Origin of the sequence: Brevundimonas sp. GCM10030266 (assembly GCF_042666595.1) — a bacterium.
Lineage (GTDB): Bacteria > Pseudomonadota > Alphaproteobacteria > Caulobacterales > Caulobacteraceae > Brevundimonas.
In genome coordinates this window covers 304,711-321,411 of sequence record NZ_JBHTCY010000003.1, presented here as the reverse complement: position 1 = coordinate 321,411, position 16,701 = coordinate 304,711, and the positions used below count along the sequence as shown (strand labels likewise).

Here is a 16,701-nt window from a genome sequence, read left to right as displayed (position 1 = left end):
TGTCCGGCGCCCGCATGGTCACCAAGAAGCCGGCTATCGAGGACGTCAGGAAGCTGACGGGCCCGGAGAAGGCGGCTGTCATCCTGCTGTCCCTGGGCGAAGACCACACCAAGCTGTGGGAAGGCCTGGACGAGGAAGAGATCAAGGAAATCTCCCAGGCCATGGCCGGCCTGGGCACTGTCTCGTCCTCGGTGGTCGAGGAGCTGCTGGTCGAGTTCGTCTCGGGCATGAGCGGCTCGGGCGCCGTCATGGGCAGCTATGAGCAGACCCAGAAGCTGCTGGCCTCCTTCATGCCGGGCGACCGCGTCGACGCCCTGATGGAGGAAATCCGCGGTCCCGCCGGCCGGACCATGTGGGACAAGCTCGGCAATGTGAACGAGGCCGTCCTCGCCAACTATCTGAAGAACGAATACCCGCAGACCGTCGCGGTGGTCCTGTCCAAGATCAAGCCGGACCACGCCTCGCGCGTCCTGACCAGCCTGCCCGAGGACTTCGCCCTGGAGTGCGTCCAGCGCATGCTGCGCATGGAGCCGGTGCAACGCGACATCCTCGACAAGATCGAGCAGACCCTGCGCACCGAGTTCATGTCGAACCTGGCCCGCACCTCCAAGCGCGACAGTCACGAGCTGATGGCCGACATCTTCAACAGCTTCGATCGCCAGACCGAGGCCCGCTTCATCGGCGCGCTGGAAGAGCGCAACCGCGAGGCGGCCGAGCGCATCCGCGCCCTGATGTTCGTGTTCGAGGATCTGTCCAAGCTGGATCCGGGCGGCGTCCAGACCCTGCTGCGCGCGGTCGAGAAGGACTCGCTGGCCCTGGCCATGAAGGGCGCGTCCGAGACCCTGCGCGAGATGTTCTTCTCCAACATGTCCGAGCGCGCGGCCAAGATCATGCGCGAGGACATGGAGTCGATGGGCCCGGTCCGTCTGAAGGACGTCGATCAGGCCCAGATGGCCATGGTCCAGGTCGCCAAGGATCTCGCCGCCAAGGGTGAGATCATGCTGGTCGGCCAGGGCGGCGACGACGAGTTGATCTACTGACATGACCCAGTCCGCCGAAAGAAAACTGTTCTCCTTCGACACCGAGTTCGACGCGGGCGGCGAGGTCGTGCGCGGCTCGGCCTGGCGTCCGGTGAAGCACGCGTGGACGCAAGTGGAGGTCGAGGCGCTGGTGGCGCAGGCGTCGCTGGAAGCGCGCGAGGCCGCCCTGGCCGAGGTCGCCAGCATCCAGGCCATGGCCCTGTCCTCCATCGGTCAGGCGCTGGCCAACGCCGCGCCCGCCCTGACCCAGATCGCGCAGGCCCACCGCGAGCAGGCCGCCGAACTGGCCATGGCGGCCGCCCGCGTCGTCGCCGCCTCGGCGCTGGACCGTTTCCCCCATGCTCCGCTGCAGGCGGCGCTGGAAACGCTGGGGCAGGAGATCGACGCCTCGCCGCGGCTGGTCATCCGCACCGGCGAACTGAACGACGAGACCCGTCAGCGCCTCCAGCAGATGGCCGCCGACGCCGGCTTCTCGGGCGCGCTGGCCTTCCGTGACGAGCCTGGCCTGCCGGTCGCCGCCTTCCGCCTGGAATGGGCCGACGGGCGCGCTGACTTCGAGCCCGAAGCCGCCTTCGGTCGCATGACCGAGGCCCTGAATTCCGCCCTGGCCGCCGAGGCCGGGCACGCTGAAACCCTGAACGACGGGAGGTTCTGATGGCCACCGACACCATGGCTCTGGAGGAGTTCTCCTCGGAGAACGGCTTCCCCGCCCACGAGGAGCACACCGAGAAGACCGCCCACGATCTGGCGCCGGTCTTCGACGTGCCGGTCAACATCTCGGCCGTTCTGGGCAAGGCCCACATGTCCGTCGCCCAGCTGCTGAAGCTGAACCGCGGCAGCGTGCTGGAGCTGGACCGCAAGGTCGGCGAGGCGATCGACATCTTCGTCAACAACCGTCTCGTCGCCCGCGGCGAGGTGGTGGTCGTGGAAGACCGTCTGGGCGTGACCATGACGGAAATCATCAAGACGGAAGACAGCGGCGCCTGATTGGCGACGCGAGCGTAGAGATTAGAGGAGAAGACCCATGCGGCTTCTGGTGGTTGGCAGGCTCAGCGGACAGCTGGCGACGGCGGTGAAGATGGCCATGGCGCACGGCGCCAAGGTCCAGCACGTCGAGCGCGGTGATCAGGCGACGGAGCAACTGCGTCGCGGGCAGGGCGCCGACCTGCTGATGGTCGACTATCGCGTCGACATCGCCGCCCTGATCACGGCCAACGAGAACGAGCGGATCCATGTGCCGGTGGTGGCCTGCGGCGTCGACGCCGACGCCTCGGACGCCGCCAACGCCATCCGCGCGGGCGCCAAGGAGTTCATCCCCCTGCCGCCGGAAGCCGACCTGATCGCGGCGGTGCTGTCGGCGGTGGCCGATGACGAACGCCCGATGATCTCGGCCGATCCGTCGATGAAGCATGTCATCCAGCTGGCTGACCAGGTCGCCCGCTCGGAAGCCTCGATCCTGATCACCGGCGAAAGCGGCGTCGGTAAGGAAGTCATGGCCCGCTACCTGCACGCCGGGTCCAAGCGCGCCGAGCGTCCGTTCATCAGCGTCAACTGCGCGGCCATCCCGGACAATCTGCTGGAGTCCGAGCTGTTCGGGCACGAGAAGGGCGCCTTCACCGGCGCCATGGCCCGCCGCATCGGCAAGTTCGAGGAGGCCGACGGCGGCACCCTGCTGCTGGACGAAATCTCGGAGATGGACGTCCGCCTGCAGGCCAAGCTGCTGCGCGCCATCCAGGAGCGGGTCATCGACCGCGTCGGCGGCACCAAGCCTGTGCCGGTCAACATCCGCATCATCGCCACCTCGAACCGCGATCTGGCCAAGTCGGTCGCCGAGGGCAGCTTCCGCGAAGACCTGCTGTACCGCCTGAACGTCGTGAACCTGCGCCTGCCCGCCCTGCGCGAGCGTCCGGGCGACATCGCCGTGCTGGCCGATCACTTCGTCAAGAAATACGCCGCCGCCAACGGCGTGCCGGTCCGCCCGATCTCGCAGGACGCCAAGCGCGCCCTGACCACCCATCGCTGGAACGGCAACGTCCGCGAACTGGAGAACGCCATGCACCGCGCGGTGCTGCTGGCGGTTGGGCCGGAGATCGACGTCGAGGCCATCCGCCTGCCGGACGGCCAGCCGCTGACCGCCGGCGCGATGGGCGCAGCGCCCGTCGCCCATGACGCCGGTCCGGCCGCCCGCGCGGCCCACGCCGCCGACGTCATCTCGCGCGCCCATGTCGGCCAGACCGTCGCGCAGATGGAGAAGACGCTGATCCTCGACACCCTGTCCCACTGCCTGGGCAACCGCACCCACGCGGCCAACATCCTGGGCATCTCGATCCGGACCCTGCGCAACAAGCTCAACGAATACGCCGACGAGGGCACGTCGATCCCTGCGCCCCAGTCGGGTGTCGCGGCCTCCGGCTACGCAGCCTGATCCATGACCACGGGAACGGACCGCAGAAGCGTCCTGACCGGCCTCGGCGCACTAGGTGTGGCCGGGTGTGGCGACGTGTCGGAGATCAAGGTCACTCCCGGTGTGTGGGAGGTTGATCTCAGCGCCCTTGAAGCCGCGAACGGCGGTCGCATCGGTCTGGAAGCCCGGGACTGGAACATGGTCTCGTGGCGCGCCCAAGAGCGGTTTAACTACTGCTCGACCTTCAAGCTGTTCCTGGCTGTCGCCACACTTCAGCGTGTCCAGCGGGGTGAGGAGCGGCTTGATCGGGCCGTCCAGATCACAGCAGCAGACATGGTCAGCCATGCGCCAATTACCGAGCCTGCGGTGGGTTCAACCCTGACTATTCGCGAACTGTGCAAAGGCACTGTCGAGGTCAGTGACAATCCGGCCGCCAACATCCTGATCCGCGAGCTGGGTGGGCTGGACATCTGGCGTGCGTGGTATCGCTCGATCGGCGACCAATCCACCACCGTCGACCGGGTCGAGCCGATGATGAATCGCAAGGACGGTGACAAGGATACGATAACCCCCTCCCAGGCCGTGACCAATCTCACCCGGGTTTTTGGCGCCGGTGAGATTCCGCCAGTGCTGAATCCGGAGCTGATGGCGCTTTTGCGCGGCTGGTTGATCGCTAGTCCGACCGGCGGGAACCGCATCAAGGGTGGCACGCCGACCAACTGGACTGTGGCCCACAAGACCGGCACCGGGGGTAGGGGCCAGACCAATGACATTGGCGTTATCGAGCCTGTCTCGGGCGAGCGGATCCGCATCGCCATCTACTATGACGCGCCAGAAAGCCTGCCGGTCGAGCGTCGCGAAGCGGTCATCGCCGAAGCGACCCGCATGGCTCTGAAGGCGCTCGGCCATGACTGACGCCCCGATCATGATGAAGGACGGGCTGGCCCGTCCGACCGCCGGCGATATGCGCGGTTGGCTGATGCGCGGCGAGGTCATGATGGCCGTCGGCGTGATCGGCGTGATCATGCTGCTGATCCTGCCGATTCCGAAATTCCTGCTGGATCTGCTGCTGGCCTTCTCGCTGGTGTCGTCGGTGCTGATCCTGATGACGGCCGTGATGATGAAGCGGCCGCTCGACTTCGCCATCTTCCCGACGGTGCTGCTGGTCTCGACCCTGTTTCGTCTGGGCCTGAACCTGGCCTCGACCCGGCTGATCCTGACCCACGGCCAGGAAGGCCACGCCTCCGCCGGTCAGGTCATCGCCGCCTTCGGCGAGCTGATGATGGGCGGCAACTTCATCATCGGGGTGATCATCTTCGCGATCATCCTGGTGGTGAACTTCGTCGTCATCACCAAGGGTTCGACCCGGATCGCCGAAGTGTCCGCCCGCTTCACCCTGGACTCCATGCCGGGCAAGCAGATGGCCATCGACGCCGATCTGTCGTCCGGCCTGATCACCGAGGACCAGGCCAAGCTGCGCCGCAAGGAACTGGAGCAGGAATCGACCTTCTTCGGGGCCATGGACGGTGCGTCCAAGTTCGTGCGCGGCGACGCCGTGGCCGGCCTGATCATCACCTTCATCAACGCCATCGGCGGCATTCTGATCGGCGTCATCTCGCACGGCATGCCGGTCGGCGACGCGGCCAACACCTATGTCCAGCTGACCATCGGCGATGGTCTGGTCACCCAGGTCCCGGCCATCATCATCTCGATCGCCGCCGGCTTCCTGGTGTCGAAGGCCGGCGTCGAGGGCACCGCCGACAAGGCCTTCGTCAGCCAGCTGGCCACCAACCCGGTTTCGCTGGGCGTGGTCGCCGGTTCGTCGGCCCTGATCGGCCTGATCCCCGGCATGCCGATCATCCCCTTCATGGCGCTGGCCGCCGGGGCGGGCTTCATGGCCTGGAAGCTGGGTCGCCAACGTCTGAAGCCCCAGCCGACCGAAGCCGAGATGGCCCAGACCGCCTCCGGTCCCAAGGAGGATGTCGAGGAACCCATCGGCACCGCCCTGACCATCGACGAGGTCAAGATCGAGCTGGGCTATTCCCTGCTGTCGCTGATCAACGATCTGGAGGGCCGTCGCCTGACCGATCAGGTCCGCGCCCTGCGCCGCTCGCTGGCCCAGGAGTACGGCTTCGTCATGCCGTCGGTCCGCATCCTCGACAACATGCGCCTGGGCACCCAGGGCTACGCCATCCGCATCAAGGAGATGGAGGCCGGGGCCGGCGAGGTGCGTCTGGGCTCGCTGATGGCCATGGATCCCGCGGGCCGTCAGGTCGAGCTGCCGGGCGAGCATACGCGTGAACCCGCCTTCGGCCTGCCCGCCACCTGGATTGATGAGAGCCTGCGCGAGGAAGCCACCTTCCGCGGCTACACCATCGTCGACCCGTCTACGGTGCTGACCACCCACCTGACCGAAATCCTCAAGGAGAACATGGCCGACCTGCTCTCCTACGCCGAGGTGCAGAAGCTGCTGAAGGAGCTGGGCCCGGAAGAGCAGAAGCTGGTCGACGAACTGATCCCCTCGGTCGTCACCGTGACCACCCTGCAGCGCGTCCTGCAGTCCCTGCTGCGCGAGAAGGTCTCGATCCGCGATCTGGGCGCCATTCTGGAAGGCCTGGCCGAGGCCGCGCCGCACACCACCTCGGTCACCACCCTGGTCGAGCACGTCCGCGCCCGTCTGGCCCGTCAGCTGTGCTGGCAGCACAAGGGCGATGACGGCGCCCTGCCCATCGTCACCCTGTCGCCGGAATGGGAGCAGGCCTTCGCCGAAAGCCTGATCGGCCCCGGCGAGGACAAGCAGCTGGCCATGGCCCCGTCGCGCCTGCAGGACTTCATCCGCGCCGTCCGGGATGTCTTCGAGCGCGCGGCCATGTCGGGCGAGACGGCGGTGCTGCTGACCGGCCCGCAGGTTCGTCCCTATGTGCGCTCGATCATCGAGCGCTTCCGCGGCCAGACTGTCGTGATGAGCCAGAACGAGGTCCATCCGCGCGCACGTCTGCGGACGATCGGCTCGGTCTGATCTGAAGGGAAAAGGTGGCGACGCCGTCCTGGAAGTGGTGGGCCCGGGCCGACGCCGCCTGCGGACGACGTGCCGATAGAAAGCCGCCCGCAGATCGGCTCTAGTCCGAAAGCGGGGGCGAAACAGCCTTAACTTTAGTTATAGCCGGGGCCCCGGAAGGGGGCGGTCCGGCCTATTGAACCGAGGTCCAGCCGCCCGAGGAGGCGTTGCGCGCGGCGTCGTTGACCGGGCGGGCGATCAGGCCGGACTGGGTGATCCAGACCTCATACTGGGCTCCATCGGCCATCGGCATATAGGCCGCTCCGCCGTACAGTGTGTCCACCGCATCGATGCGGTGGCGGTACTTCCGGGCCATGTCCCAGGTGCTGAGTTTCCAGGGAAGACCATTGGAATTGTCCGGCTGGGTCAGGGCGTGGACACTGCGCTCAGCGTTGATCTCCTGCTGGACCGACTGGTAGCGGCCCGACAGGCGATCCAGACGGTACTGGGTGTCCAGACCCATCACATTGGCCCAGGGCTTCCACTTCAGCACCTGCGCCTCGATGCGCCATTCGTCGCCGTGCAGCGGATAGAGGTTGGTGGCCGAGGGCATGTTCTCGCCGTTGGCCGGTTCGATCACCGTGGCCTCGAAATACTGCGGCCCCAGCTGGCGGGTGATGATGGTGGCCACCGGACGCTCATAGGTCAGGCGGGAATAGGTCTGGATGTCCAGCGCCAGCAGGGCCGCTATGGTCGCCGCGGCGATAAAGCCCGCGCCGCCGGCCGCGCCCAGAAGCCCGCCGAAGAACCGGCCCCGGAACAACGCGCCCAGCCCCTTGATCAGAAGCATCAGGCCGAGCACCGCCACGATCGCCGGAACGACCCACCACCACCAAACCATTCTGTGTCCCTTTCCCCCGAACAAGACCGGGCAATCTTTACCTTAAATCCCGAGGGCGGCGAGGGTTTCTCCTGTCACGCGACTGGACAGCGCAAAACGTAACGCTAATGCTCCCGCCTGATGAGTTCGGCGTGGCGCGACACCTTAACGGCGATAGGCCAGTTCCTGCGGACGCCCACCCTCGGTCGGCGCGTCGCGGGGATGCTCGTGCTGGCCATCGCCCTGCTGCTGGCGACCAACGTCGCGACCTTCGTGATGATCAGCCGGACGGCGACCTTCAATGAGGAGGTCATCCTCGCTCAGCAGATGCGGCGGCAGACCCGGACCATCCTCATCCGCCTGATCGATACCGAAACCGGCCAGCGCGGGTTCCTGCTGACCAGCAATGCCGAGTATCTGACCATTCATCAGGAGGCCGCGCGCGATCTGCCGGTCATGCTCGACGACCTGGAGACCTTCTCGCGGGGCGATCCCGACATCGAGCCGCGGGTCGACAATCTGCGTGAGCTGGCCGAGACCAAGGCCGCCGAGCTGCAGCGCACCATCGACATGGCCCGCACCGGCCGTCTGGGACAGGCGCTGAGCGTCGTTCGAGGCAATGAGGGCAAGGCGACGATGGACGCCTTCCGCGCCGAGGCCGCCGCCATCGACGAGATCCTGCAGACGCGAACCGAGTTCCGTCGACGCCAGTCCGAATGGGCCAGCACGGTCACCCTGATCGCCAATGCGGCCGGCGGCGTTCTGATCCTCATCCTCGCCGGCGTCAGCGCTTGGCTGGTCCGCCGCTACGTGCTGGAAATCCAGGAGGCGCGCGAGGCCGTTTCCCGCCTGAACGCCGGGCTGGAAGGGCAGGTGCGCGAACGCACGGCCGACCTGACCCGCGCCAACGAGGAAATCCAGCGCTTCGCCTATATCGTCAGCCATGACCTGCGCGCGCCGCTGGTCAACGTCATGGGCTACACCTCCGAGCTGGAGCAGGCGGGCAAGGTGGTCGACAAGGCCATCACCGAGGCCGAGAGCAAGCGGAAGGTCGATCCGGACGTCATCATGGCCGTCCGCGAGGACATGCCCGAAGCCATCGGCTTCATCCGCGCCTCCACCGAGAAGATGGACCGGCTGATCAACGCCATCCTGAAACTGTCGCGCGAGGGCCGTCGTTCGCTGGCGCCCGAACTGCTGGACATGACGCCCATGGTCCAGGGCATCGCCGACAGCCTCAATCACCAGACCGGCGAGGCGAATGCCGAGATCATCGTCGAGCCGCTGCCGCGCTTCGAGAGCGATCGGCTGTCCGTCGAACAGATCTTCGGCAATCTGGTCGACAACGCCGTCAAATATCTGGATCACGACCGCCCGGGCCGCATCACCGTGTCCGGGGAGGACCTGCACGGCTGGGTCGTCTATCGGATCGCGGACAACGGTCGCGGCATCTCGCCCAAGGACCACGAGCGCATCTTCGAGCTCTTCCGCCGCTCCGGCCGTCAGGATCGGGCGGGAGAGGGGCTTGGCCTGGCCTTCGTCCGCAACAGCGTCCGCCGTCTCGGCGGCGACATCACCGTGGAGTCAGAGCTCGGAAAGGGCTCGACATTTACCCTCAAATTCCCCACACGCCTCATCCTCGCCGAGGCCGGAGACTACTGATGACCACGTCCGTCAAGATCGTGATGATCGAGGATGACCTCGGCCACGCCAAGCTGATCGAGAAGAACATCCGTCGCGCCAATATCGCGAACGAGATCGCCCACTTCGCCGACGGCTCGTCGGCCATCGACTATCTGTTCAGCCAGGAAGTGCGCGCCAACGGGCCGCTGCTGATCCTGCTGGACCTGAACCTGCCGGATATGTCGGGCACGGACATTCTGGAGAAGGTGAAGGGCGACGAGCGCCTGCGCCGCGCCCCGGTGGTGGTCCTGACCACCACGGACGACAAGGTCGAGATCCAGCGCTGCTACGACCTAGGCTGCAACGTCTACATCACCAAGCCGGTGGACTACGAAAGCTTCGCCGGCGCCATCCGCCAGCTCGGACTGTTCCTGTCCGTCATGCAGGCCCCGGAGATCGAGTGAAAGCCGACGGCGAGGTCATCCGCCTGCTCTATATCGACGATGACCGCGGTCTCTCGCGGCTGGTCGAGAAGGAGTTGGGGCGTCACGGCTATGTCGTGACCTGCGCGCCCGACGGGGATGCGGGGCTGGATATCCTCGTCGCCCGTCCGACGGATTTCGACGCCATCGCCCTGGACCACTACATGCCCGGTCGCGAGGGGCTGGACGTCCTGCCGGACATCGTCGCCCTGACCGATCCGCCGCCGGTGGTCTATGTCACGGGCGCCCAGGAGGGCCGCATCGCCGTCGCCGCCCTGCGCGCCGGCGCCGCCGACTACGTCATCAAGGACGTGTCCGAAGACTTCACCGCCCTGCTGCGCAACGCCATCGAGGACGCCATCCAGCGTCGTCGCCTGCAGCGCGAGAACGACGAGGCGCAGGAGCAGGTCCGCCTCGCCCGCGACCGCGCCGAGGCCATGCTGCGGGAGGTCAACCACCGGGTCGGCAACTCGCTGCAGCTGGTGTCCAGCTTCATGTCCCTGCAGATGCGCCATCTGGCCGACGACGGCGCCCGCTCGGCCCTGCGCGAGTCGCAGGCGCGGATCGAGGCCGTCGCCCATGTGCACCGCCGCCTCTACACCTCGGGCGACATGTCGTCGGTCGAGATGGACGAATACCTCCGCGGCCTGATCGACGAACTGTCCAAGTCCGTCGGCCCGGACGCCGGTTCGCCCAGGCTCACCCTTGAGGTCGAGCCCCTGCGTGTCTCGACCGATCAGGCCGTTTCACTGGGCGTGGTGGTCACCGAACTGGTCACCAATGCGGTGAAGTACGCCTATGCCCCCGGTCAGGGCGGCGAAATCCGCGTCATCCTGCGCACAGGCGCAGACGGCCGCGCCCTGCTGACGGTCGAGGATGACGGCCCGGGCATGGGCGACGGTAAGCCCAAGGGCACGGGCCTCGGCGGCAAGATCATCTCCGCCATGGCCTCCGGCCTGCGCTCGGCGGTCGAGTTCGATCAGGCGCACAAGGGAGTCCGCGCCCGACTGGCCTTCGATCTCTGACATGACCGCCGCCCTTCAGTTCGGCGCGGCGGAGCCGGGGCTGGACTACACGCTCCGCCCCACCGCTTTCGGCCTCGTCTTCCACGACGGCAAGCTGGCCTGCGTCCGCGTCGATCGCGGGGAAGGCAGCTATTACGACCTGCCCGGCGGGGCGGTGGATGGCGACGAAACCGAGGAACAGGCGCTGATCCGCGAGTTCGTCGAAGAGACGGGCATGACCGTCCGCCCCTTCGCCCGCATCGCGGAAGCCGGGCAGTTCTTCCGCAAGTCCACCGGCGAACCGCTGAACAACACCGGCGGCTTCTGGATCGCCGAACAGGTCTCGCTGGATCCGGCGGCCAGGGTCGAGGCCGATCACCAACTGGTCTGGCTGCATCCGCATACGGCGCTGAACGAGCTGCGCCACGACGCCCACGCCTGGGCGGTCGCCGCCTGGTTGCGTCGAAAAGGCTGAGCCTGTCGCAGGGAACTCCTGCGAAGCCACACGGTTGTCCCTGCCGAAGCGTCGCCCTTCCGGCGTCGTCCACTCAAGGGAGTTTGCAATGCCCGATCATGATCGCATCGAAGGCGCCGCCAAGAACATGGGCGGCAAGGCCAAGGAATTCGCCGGCAAGGTCACCGGCGACGAAAAGCTGAAAGCCGAAGGCAAGGCCGACCAGATCGAAGGCAAGGTCCAGAACGCTGTCGGCGGCATCAAGGACAGCCTGCGCGGCGACAAGCGCAACTGACGCTTCGCTGACGTCACACGATCAAGCGCCGCGCCCTGCAAGGGGCGCGGCGTTTTCGTGAGGGCTCAGTCCCGCCCGCCGAGCCTGATGCGCAGGCCCTGATCGCGCACCGGCTCGCCGCCCACCGTGCATTCCTCGCGATAGGTCATGCCGCCTTCGCGCGTGTTGCTGGGGCGGGTGGTGCAGACCCGGTCGCGCAGGTCCGGCCCGCCCGGCACGGCGCGCGGTGTCGCGCCGCACTGCAGGGCATAGCTGTCTCCCGCCGCCTCCTGACGACAGTTGTCCAGCGATCCGGTCGGCCTCAGCCCCGCCGGCAGGTCGTCGCCCAGATGGGCGGCCAGGGCGAAGCGGATGCGGTTCTGGCACGCCTCCATGGGCTCGGAGGAGGCGCGGATCAGCGGGCTGCACTCCGATCGCTCGTAGCCGAACGGGTCCGTGCGGGCCCAGTCGGGAATGGCGGGGGCTTCGGTGGGGGCCACGACGGGCGCCGGTTCCGGCGGCGGGCTGGCCCACACGATCTGGGGCGCGGCGGCCTGTTGCAGCATCAGGAAAAGCACGGCGGCGGTCAGCATGGGAACCCTCCGGATGTGTCCCGGTGACGCTAGCCTATTTCGCCAGCGCCCGCATCGCCTTCTCCAGCCCTTCCAGCGTCAGCGGATACATCCGTTCGTCGATGACCTCGCGGATCAGCCCGACCGAGGCGGAGTAGTTCCAGTACCGTTCCGGCGACGGGTTCAGCCACGCCACCTTGTCCCACTGCTGCGTGGCGCGCTTCAGCCAGACCGCGCCCGCCTCCTCGTTCCAGTGCTCGACCGAGCCTCCGGGCATGGTGATCTCATAGGGGCTCATGGTGGCGTCGCCGACGAAGATGGCGCGCCAGTCGGCGGGGTATTTGTTCAGCACGTCCCAGGTGTCGATCTTCTCGGTGTGCCGACGCCGGTTGTCCTTCCACACACCTTCATAGAGGCAGTTGTGGAAATAGAAGAATTCCAGATGCTTGAACTCGGTCTTGGCCGCCGAGAACAGCTCCTCGCACATCTTCACATGGGCATCCATCGAGCCGCCGATGTCGAGGAACAGCAGCACCTTGATCGTATTGCGCCGCTCGGGCCGCATGTGGATGTCCAGCCAGCCCTGACGCGCCGTCCCGTCGATGGTGGCGTCCATGTCCAGCTCATCCGCCGCCCCCTGCCGGGCGAAGCGGCGCAGGCGGCGCAGGGCCACCTTGATGTTGCGGGTGCCCAGCTCGACCTGATCGTCCAGGTTCCGGTACTCGCGCTTCTCCCAGACCTTCACGGCCCGGCCATGCTTGCCGGGGCCGCCGATGCGCACGCCCTCGGGATTGTAGCCGCCGTGACCGAACGGGCTGATCCCGCCGGTCCCGATCCATTTGTTCCCGCCCTCGTGCCGGCCCTTCTGTTCCTCAAGACGCTCCTTCAGCGTGTCCATCAGCTTCTCGAACCCGCCCATGGCCTCGATGGCGGCCTTCTCTTCCTCGGACAGGTATTTCTCGTTCAGCAGCCGCAGCCAGTCCTCGGGCAGGCTGGTCGTCAGGTCCTCGCCCGCGCCCACCGTCTCGATGCCCGCGAACACCTTGCCGAACACCTGATCGAACCGGTCGTAGTGCTTCTCGTCCTTGACCAGAACGGCGCGCGACAGGTGGTAGAAATCATCCACCCGCCCCGAAGCCACGCCCTTGTCCATGGCCTCCATCAGATGGAGCCATTCCTTCATCGACACCGGAACCTTGGCGTCGCGCAGGGCTGTGAAGAAGGGCAGGAGCATGGGGGCAGACTAGCAGGCGGCGAAGCCAAGCCCAATCTCTCGGGGCGTTAGCGATGCCGCGCCGATCAATCTCCGGAAAATGGCGGCAGACGGCGCATTACCAGCATCGTCGCGAAGCCTGTGTTGGCGAAGGCGCTGATTTCACGTGCCTTGTCGGCTGGCCCGGTCGCCCGTAGCTTGAATCCCCAACCGTCCAGATGCTCGACCGTCGCCATGGTGAAGCGGGGACCCAGATTGGTTTCGATGAGGAACGCAGCCGTGATGGGGGCAACGTCGTCGGCGGTCACGTTTACGATGTCGCCCTCGTAGGCGCGCGCGCTCGGGAAGCGTTGCGTGATGGCGCGCATTGCGTCCGCCAGAATCGCCTCCTCGCTCGGGAGCGGCGCATATTTGGTCGCGTATACCGTCGTCTCTGCGCTGGTTTCGGGATCTAGGGTGCTGCAACTCACATCTTCGCCGCGTTCGCCGCCCGGATAGATCGTGATCCGATTGATTTCGGAGAAGCTGCGGAAAATGCAGATCAGACCACTGCCGCGATGCCGGACCATGGGGTTCGCGTTGCCGGTGATGTTGACGAACAGATCGCCGGCCTCGGCGACGGCGATCAAACGATCCGCCTCCGCCCGCGCAGCGGCCAGTTGCTCAGATGTCGCCGGAGCGGGCGTGGCGTCCTGCGCCGCAGCCATCGGCGCGAACGCCAGCGCGGCGATGAAGGTTAAGCGAGCGATCATGGCATCCCCCTGAAACAGGCGGCGATCAAGCCATGCCGTTCGGCCCGCGTCTATCCGCGTCGCAGGATGAACTCGTCATCCAGCCAGCTCCCGACCGGATACTGATACTCGCCCGCCTTCTCGAAACCGTAGGCGGCGTACAGCTTCTGGGCCTTCAGATTGCCGCTCCAGACGCCGATCCACAGAGGCCCGTCGGTATTGGCCTCCATCCACTCCAGCGACACGGCCAGCAGCTTCGTCCCGAGGCCCAGCCCCTGCGCGGCCTTCGACACATACAGCCGCCGCAGTTCGGCGTGGCTGCCCTTGCCGTCCGGATGGGGCAGGGTGTTCGGTCCTGTATTGGCGAAGGCCAGCAGTTCGCCGTCCCGCTCCGCCACCCACCAGGCCGCCCCCGGCTCGGCCAGCTTCGCGCGGATCGTCTCCGCATTGAAGCTGGCGTCCAGAAACGCCGTCAGATCGGCCTCGGGGTAGGGGATGCCGAACCCGGTCACGAAGGTGTCGATGAAGGTCTCGCGCCCCAGGTCGGCGAGCGCTTGCGCATCATCATCACGGGCGGGGCGGATCAGGGCGTCGGTCATGCCCCCGCCTTAGCGGGGGAAGCCGTCCAGCGCGAGCTTGCCGATGGTCGAACCGCTCTCCAGCCGACGATGTCCCTCCAGCAGGGCCTCGACCGACAGCGGGCCCAGGTTCTGCGTCAGGGTCGTGCGGATCTTCCCGGCGTCCACCAGTCTCGACACCTCGACCAGCAGGTCATGCTGGGCCTGCATGTCCGGGGTCTGGTGCATCGGACGGGCGAACATGAACTCCCAGACGAAGCCCGCGCTCTTGCCCTTCAGCAGCTCGATCGGCAGGCCCTTGAAGTCGTCGATGCAGCCGACCATCCCCTGCGGCGCGATCGCCCGCGCCAGCGCCTCGAAATGGCGCGTCGTCTGGGTCAGGGCGGCGATGTATTTCGGGGCCCGTTCGCCCGCCGCCGTCAGCGCCTCGTCGATGGGCGTCGTGTGGTCGATCACCGCGTCGGCGCCCAGATCAAGGCACCACTGGCGGGTTTCGGGGCGCGAGGCCGTGGCCACCACCCGCAGCTTCGTCGTCGTCTTGGCGATCTGGATCAGGGCCGACCCGACCCCGCCTGCGCCGCCGACGATCAGCAGGGTCTCATCCTCGTCCCGCCCGGCCTTCATCCGGTCGAACAGCAGTTCCCACGCCGTGATCGCGGTCAGGGGCAGGGCGGCCGCCTCGGCGAAGCTCAGCGACTTCGGCTTCGGACCGGTGATCCGCTCGTCCACGGCCTGCCGCTCGGCGTTCGAGCCGGGGCGCTCGATCTGCCCGGCGTAGAAGACCTCGTCCCCCACCTTGAACAGGCTGACGTCCGGGCCGACGCCCACCACCACGCCCGCGGCGTCATAGCCGAGGATCGAGGGCTGGCCAGCCTCGGGCGTTCGGCTGCCCCGCACCTTCGCATCGACGGGATTCAGGGCCACGGCCCGCACCTCGACCAGCAGATCGTGCGGGCGCAGCGTCGGCTCGGGCGCGTCAAAGGCGATCAGGGCGGCGGGGTCGTTCGCCGGGCGCGGCCCGGTCGTTCCAATGGCTTTCATGGGGCTGGTCTCCGTTGCGGTGACCTCCCACCTGATGCACCCTGCCGGTATCGGCAAGTACGGTCTTTTTCTGGATGTAGTACCCGAATGGATACCGCTTCTCACCTCTATCACCGCCCCGTCGAGCGCCGCGTGCGCGAGGGGGAATGCGTCGTCGACGCCTCGCTCGACCTGATCGGCGGCAAGTGGAAGGGGATGATCGTCTACCAGTTGCTGGTGAATGACAGCCTGCGCTTCAACGCTCTGCGGCGGCTGGTCGGCGAGGTCACCCAGCGGATGCTGACCAAGCAGCTGCGCGAGATGGAGGACGACGGGCTGGTCTCCCGCACCGTCTACGCCGAGGTGCCGCCGCGCGTGGAGTATCGTCTGACCGAGGCCGGACGCGATCTGGCCCCGGTGGTTATCGCCCTCAAGGCTTGGGGGGAAAGCCATCTCCGGGTCGCTGAGCAGGTTTGCGCGGCGTGACGGCGACCCTCTTCACCCACCCGGACATGCTGGCCCACCAGCCGGGTCTGGGGCATCCCGAAAGCCCGCAGCGGCTGAAGGCCGTGCTTGACGCCCTCGCGGACGGCGGGCTGGGTCGCGACCGGCGCGTGGCCGCCGAGGCGTCGGTGGCGGATCTGGAGCGGCTGCATCCCGCCGCCTATGTCGCGCGCCTGCTCGACGCCTCTCCGGCCGAGGGACTGAACCCGCTCGACGCCGACACCGTCCTGTCGCCCGGCAGCGTCCGCGCCGCCCGTCTGGCGGCCGGGGCGGTGGTCGATGCGGTGCGCGCCGTCGCCCGGGGCGAGCTGACCCGCGCCTTCGCCGCTGTCCGCCCGCCCGGCCACCATGCCGAGCCGGATCGCGCCATGGGCTTCTGCCTGTTCTCCAGCGTCGCGGTCGCCGCCCGCGTGGCCCAGTCCGAGGGCATGGCGCGGGTCGCCGTCATCGACTTCGACGTCCACCACGGCAACGGCACCCAGGCGGCCTTCGAGGCCGACGACACCCTGTTCCTCGGCTCCATCCACCAGATGCCGCTCTATCCGCATACCGGGGCGGCGTCCGAGACCGGCGTGGGCAATATCGTCAACGCGCCGGTTCCGCCCCACGCCGCCCGTGAAGCCTGGCGCGAAACCTTCGCCGGCCTGATGCCGTCGCTGGAGCGCTTCCGCCCGGACCTGATTCTGATCTCGTCCGGGTTCGACGCCCATCGCCGCGATCCGCTGGCCCATCAGAGTCTTGAGGCGGACGATTTCGCCTGGGCCACCCGCGCTGTCATCGAAGTCGCACGATCGTGCTGTAGCGGGAAGGTTGTCTCCTCGCTCGAGGGGGGCTACGACCTAGAAGGGCTGGGCCGTTCGGCGGTCGCCCATGTACAGGCCTTGGGGGAGGAATAAGGACGGTTCGCCAGAGGCTTACGTCCGC

19 protein-coding genes are annotated in these 16,701 nt (G+C 67.2%); 13 read left to right on the top strand and 6 right to left on the bottom strand.

Annotation, left to right across the window (positions count from 1 at the left end):
• The first annotated feature begins 14 nt into the window (after positions 1-14).
• Genes fliG through flhA form a run of 6 tightly spaced genes read left to right on the top strand, consistent with a single transcriptional unit; the run spans position 15 to position 6,463 of the window.
• The gene (gene fliG, locus ACFQQC_RS11395; protein ID WP_376862683.1) at positions 15-1,040 is read left to right on the top strand and encodes a flagellar motor switch protein FliG; all 1,026 of its coding nucleotides are present in this window, start codon (positions 15-17) and stop codon (positions 1,038-1,040) included.
• Position 1,041: 1 nt separating this feature from the next.
• A complete protein-coding gene (locus ACFQQC_RS11390; protein ID WP_376862511.1) occupies positions 1,042-1,695 on the top strand; it encodes a flagellar assembly protein FlbE in 654 nt (217 codons plus the stop codon).
• The gene (gene fliN, locus ACFQQC_RS11385; protein ID WP_376862510.1) at positions 1,695-2,027 is read left to right on the top strand and encodes a flagellar motor switch protein FliN; all 333 of its coding nucleotides are present in this window, start codon (positions 1,695-1,697) and stop codon (positions 2,025-2,027) included. The genes ACFQQC_RS11390 and fliN overlap by 1 nt, the downstream gene beginning before the upstream one ends.
• Positions 2,028-2,064: 37 nt before the next feature.
• Positions 2,065-3,465, top strand: coding sequence for a sigma-54-dependent transcriptional regulator (locus ACFQQC_RS11380; protein WP_376862509.1), 1,401 nt, complete (start codon positions 2,065-2,067; stop codon positions 3,463-3,465).
• 3 nt (positions 3,466-3,468) lie between these two features.
• Positions 3,469-4,359: a class A beta-lactamase gene (gene bla, locus ACFQQC_RS11375; RefSeq protein ID WP_376862508.1), complete on the top strand. Its 891-nt coding sequence runs from the start codon at positions 3,469-3,471 to the stop codon at positions 4,357-4,359.
• Between the two features lie 10 nt (positions 4,360-4,369).
• On the top strand, positions 4,370-6,463 hold the full coding sequence (gene flhA, locus ACFQQC_RS11370; RefSeq protein WP_376862682.1) for a flagellar biosynthesis protein FlhA: 2,094 nt from the start codon (positions 4,370-4,372) through the stop codon (positions 6,461-6,463).
• A 172-nt stretch (positions 6,464-6,635) separates the two neighbouring features.
• Here flhA and ACFQQC_RS11365 read toward each other — a convergent pair whose 3' ends face one another.
• Complete coding sequence (locus ACFQQC_RS11365) at positions 6,636-7,343, bottom strand: hypothetical protein (protein ID WP_376862507.1); 708 nt, start codon at positions 7,341-7,343, stop codon at positions 6,636-6,638.
• Positions 7,344-7,463: 120 nt separating this feature from the next.
• Here ACFQQC_RS11365 and ACFQQC_RS11360 point away from each other — a divergent pair, with 120 nt between their 5' ends.
• The 5 genes from ACFQQC_RS11360 (at position 7,464) to ACFQQC_RS11340 (ending at position 11,180) form a co-directional block, all read left to right on the top strand.
• Positions 7,464-8,984: an ATP-binding protein gene (locus tag ACFQQC_RS11360; RefSeq protein ID WP_376862506.1), complete on the top strand. Its 1,521-nt coding sequence runs from the start codon at positions 7,464-7,466 to the stop codon at positions 8,982-8,984.
• Positions 8,984-9,409 carry a response regulator gene (locus ACFQQC_RS11355; protein ID WP_376862505.1) on the top strand — a complete coding sequence of 142 codons (426 nt, stop codon included), beginning with the start codon at positions 8,984-8,986 and terminating at the stop codon, positions 9,407-9,409. Before ACFQQC_RS11360 ends, ACFQQC_RS11355 begins: the two co-directional genes overlap by 1 nt.
• Positions 9,406-10,452, top strand: coding sequence for a sensor histidine kinase (locus tag ACFQQC_RS11350; protein ID WP_376862504.1), 1,047 nt, complete (start codon positions 9,406-9,408; stop codon positions 10,450-10,452). Before ACFQQC_RS11355 ends, ACFQQC_RS11350 begins: the two co-directional genes overlap by 4 nt.
• Before the next feature lies 1 nt (position 10,453).
• Positions 10,454-10,906, top strand: a complete 453-nt coding sequence (locus ACFQQC_RS11345) for an NUDIX domain-containing protein (protein ID WP_376862503.1) — start codon at positions 10,454-10,456, stop codon at positions 10,904-10,906.
• A gap of 88 nt (positions 10,907-10,994) precedes the next feature.
• On the top strand, positions 10,995-11,180 hold the full coding sequence (locus tag ACFQQC_RS11340) for a CsbD family protein (RefSeq protein ID WP_376862502.1): 186 nt from the start codon (positions 10,995-10,997) through the stop codon (positions 11,178-11,180).
• 65 nt (positions 11,181-11,245) lie between these two features.
• Here the strand turns inward: ACFQQC_RS11340 and ACFQQC_RS11335 are convergent, their stop codons facing one another.
• The 5 genes from ACFQQC_RS11335 to ACFQQC_RS11315 all read right to left on the bottom strand — a co-directional run bounded on the left by ACFQQC_RS11335 (position 11,246) and on the right by ACFQQC_RS11315 (position 15,294).
• Positions 11,246-11,752, bottom strand: a complete 507-nt coding sequence (locus ACFQQC_RS11335; RefSeq protein ID WP_376862501.1) for a hypothetical protein — start codon at positions 11,750-11,752, stop codon at positions 11,246-11,248.
• 34 nt (positions 11,753-11,786) lie between these two features.
• Entirely contained in the window at positions 11,787-12,965 is a 1,179-nt protein-coding gene (locus ACFQQC_RS11330; RefSeq protein ID WP_376862500.1) for a VWA domain-containing protein, read from the bottom strand.
• 65 nt (positions 12,966-13,030) lie between these two features.
• A complete protein-coding gene (locus ACFQQC_RS11325; protein ID WP_376862499.1) occupies positions 13,031-13,696 on the bottom strand; it encodes a hypothetical protein in 666 nt (221 codons plus the stop codon).
• Between the two features lie 50 nt (positions 13,697-13,746).
• Complete coding sequence (locus tag ACFQQC_RS11320; RefSeq protein ID WP_376862498.1) at positions 13,747-14,274, bottom strand: GNAT family N-acetyltransferase; 528 nt, start codon at positions 14,272-14,274, stop codon at positions 13,747-13,749.
• A 9-nt stretch (positions 14,275-14,283) separates the two neighbouring features.
• Positions 14,284-15,294: a zinc-binding alcohol dehydrogenase family protein gene (locus ACFQQC_RS11315; RefSeq protein ID WP_376862497.1), complete on the bottom strand. Its 1,011-nt coding sequence runs from the start codon at positions 15,292-15,294 to the stop codon at positions 14,284-14,286.
• Positions 15,295-15,381: 87 nt separating this feature from the next.
• Between ACFQQC_RS11315 and ACFQQC_RS11310 the strand changes: the two genes are divergently transcribed.
• Positions 15,382-15,759 (top strand): winged helix-turn-helix transcriptional regulator, encoded by a 378-nt coding sequence (locus tag ACFQQC_RS11310; protein ID WP_376862496.1) that lies wholly within the window; start codon positions 15,382-15,384, stop codon positions 15,757-15,759.
• Positions 15,756-16,673 carry a histone deacetylase family protein gene (locus ACFQQC_RS11305; RefSeq protein ID WP_376862495.1) on the top strand — a complete coding sequence of 306 codons (918 nt, stop codon included), beginning with the start codon at positions 15,756-15,758 and terminating at the stop codon, positions 16,671-16,673. Before ACFQQC_RS11310 ends, ACFQQC_RS11305 begins: the two co-directional genes overlap by 4 nt.
• Positions 16,674-16,701 lie beyond the last annotated feature (28 nt).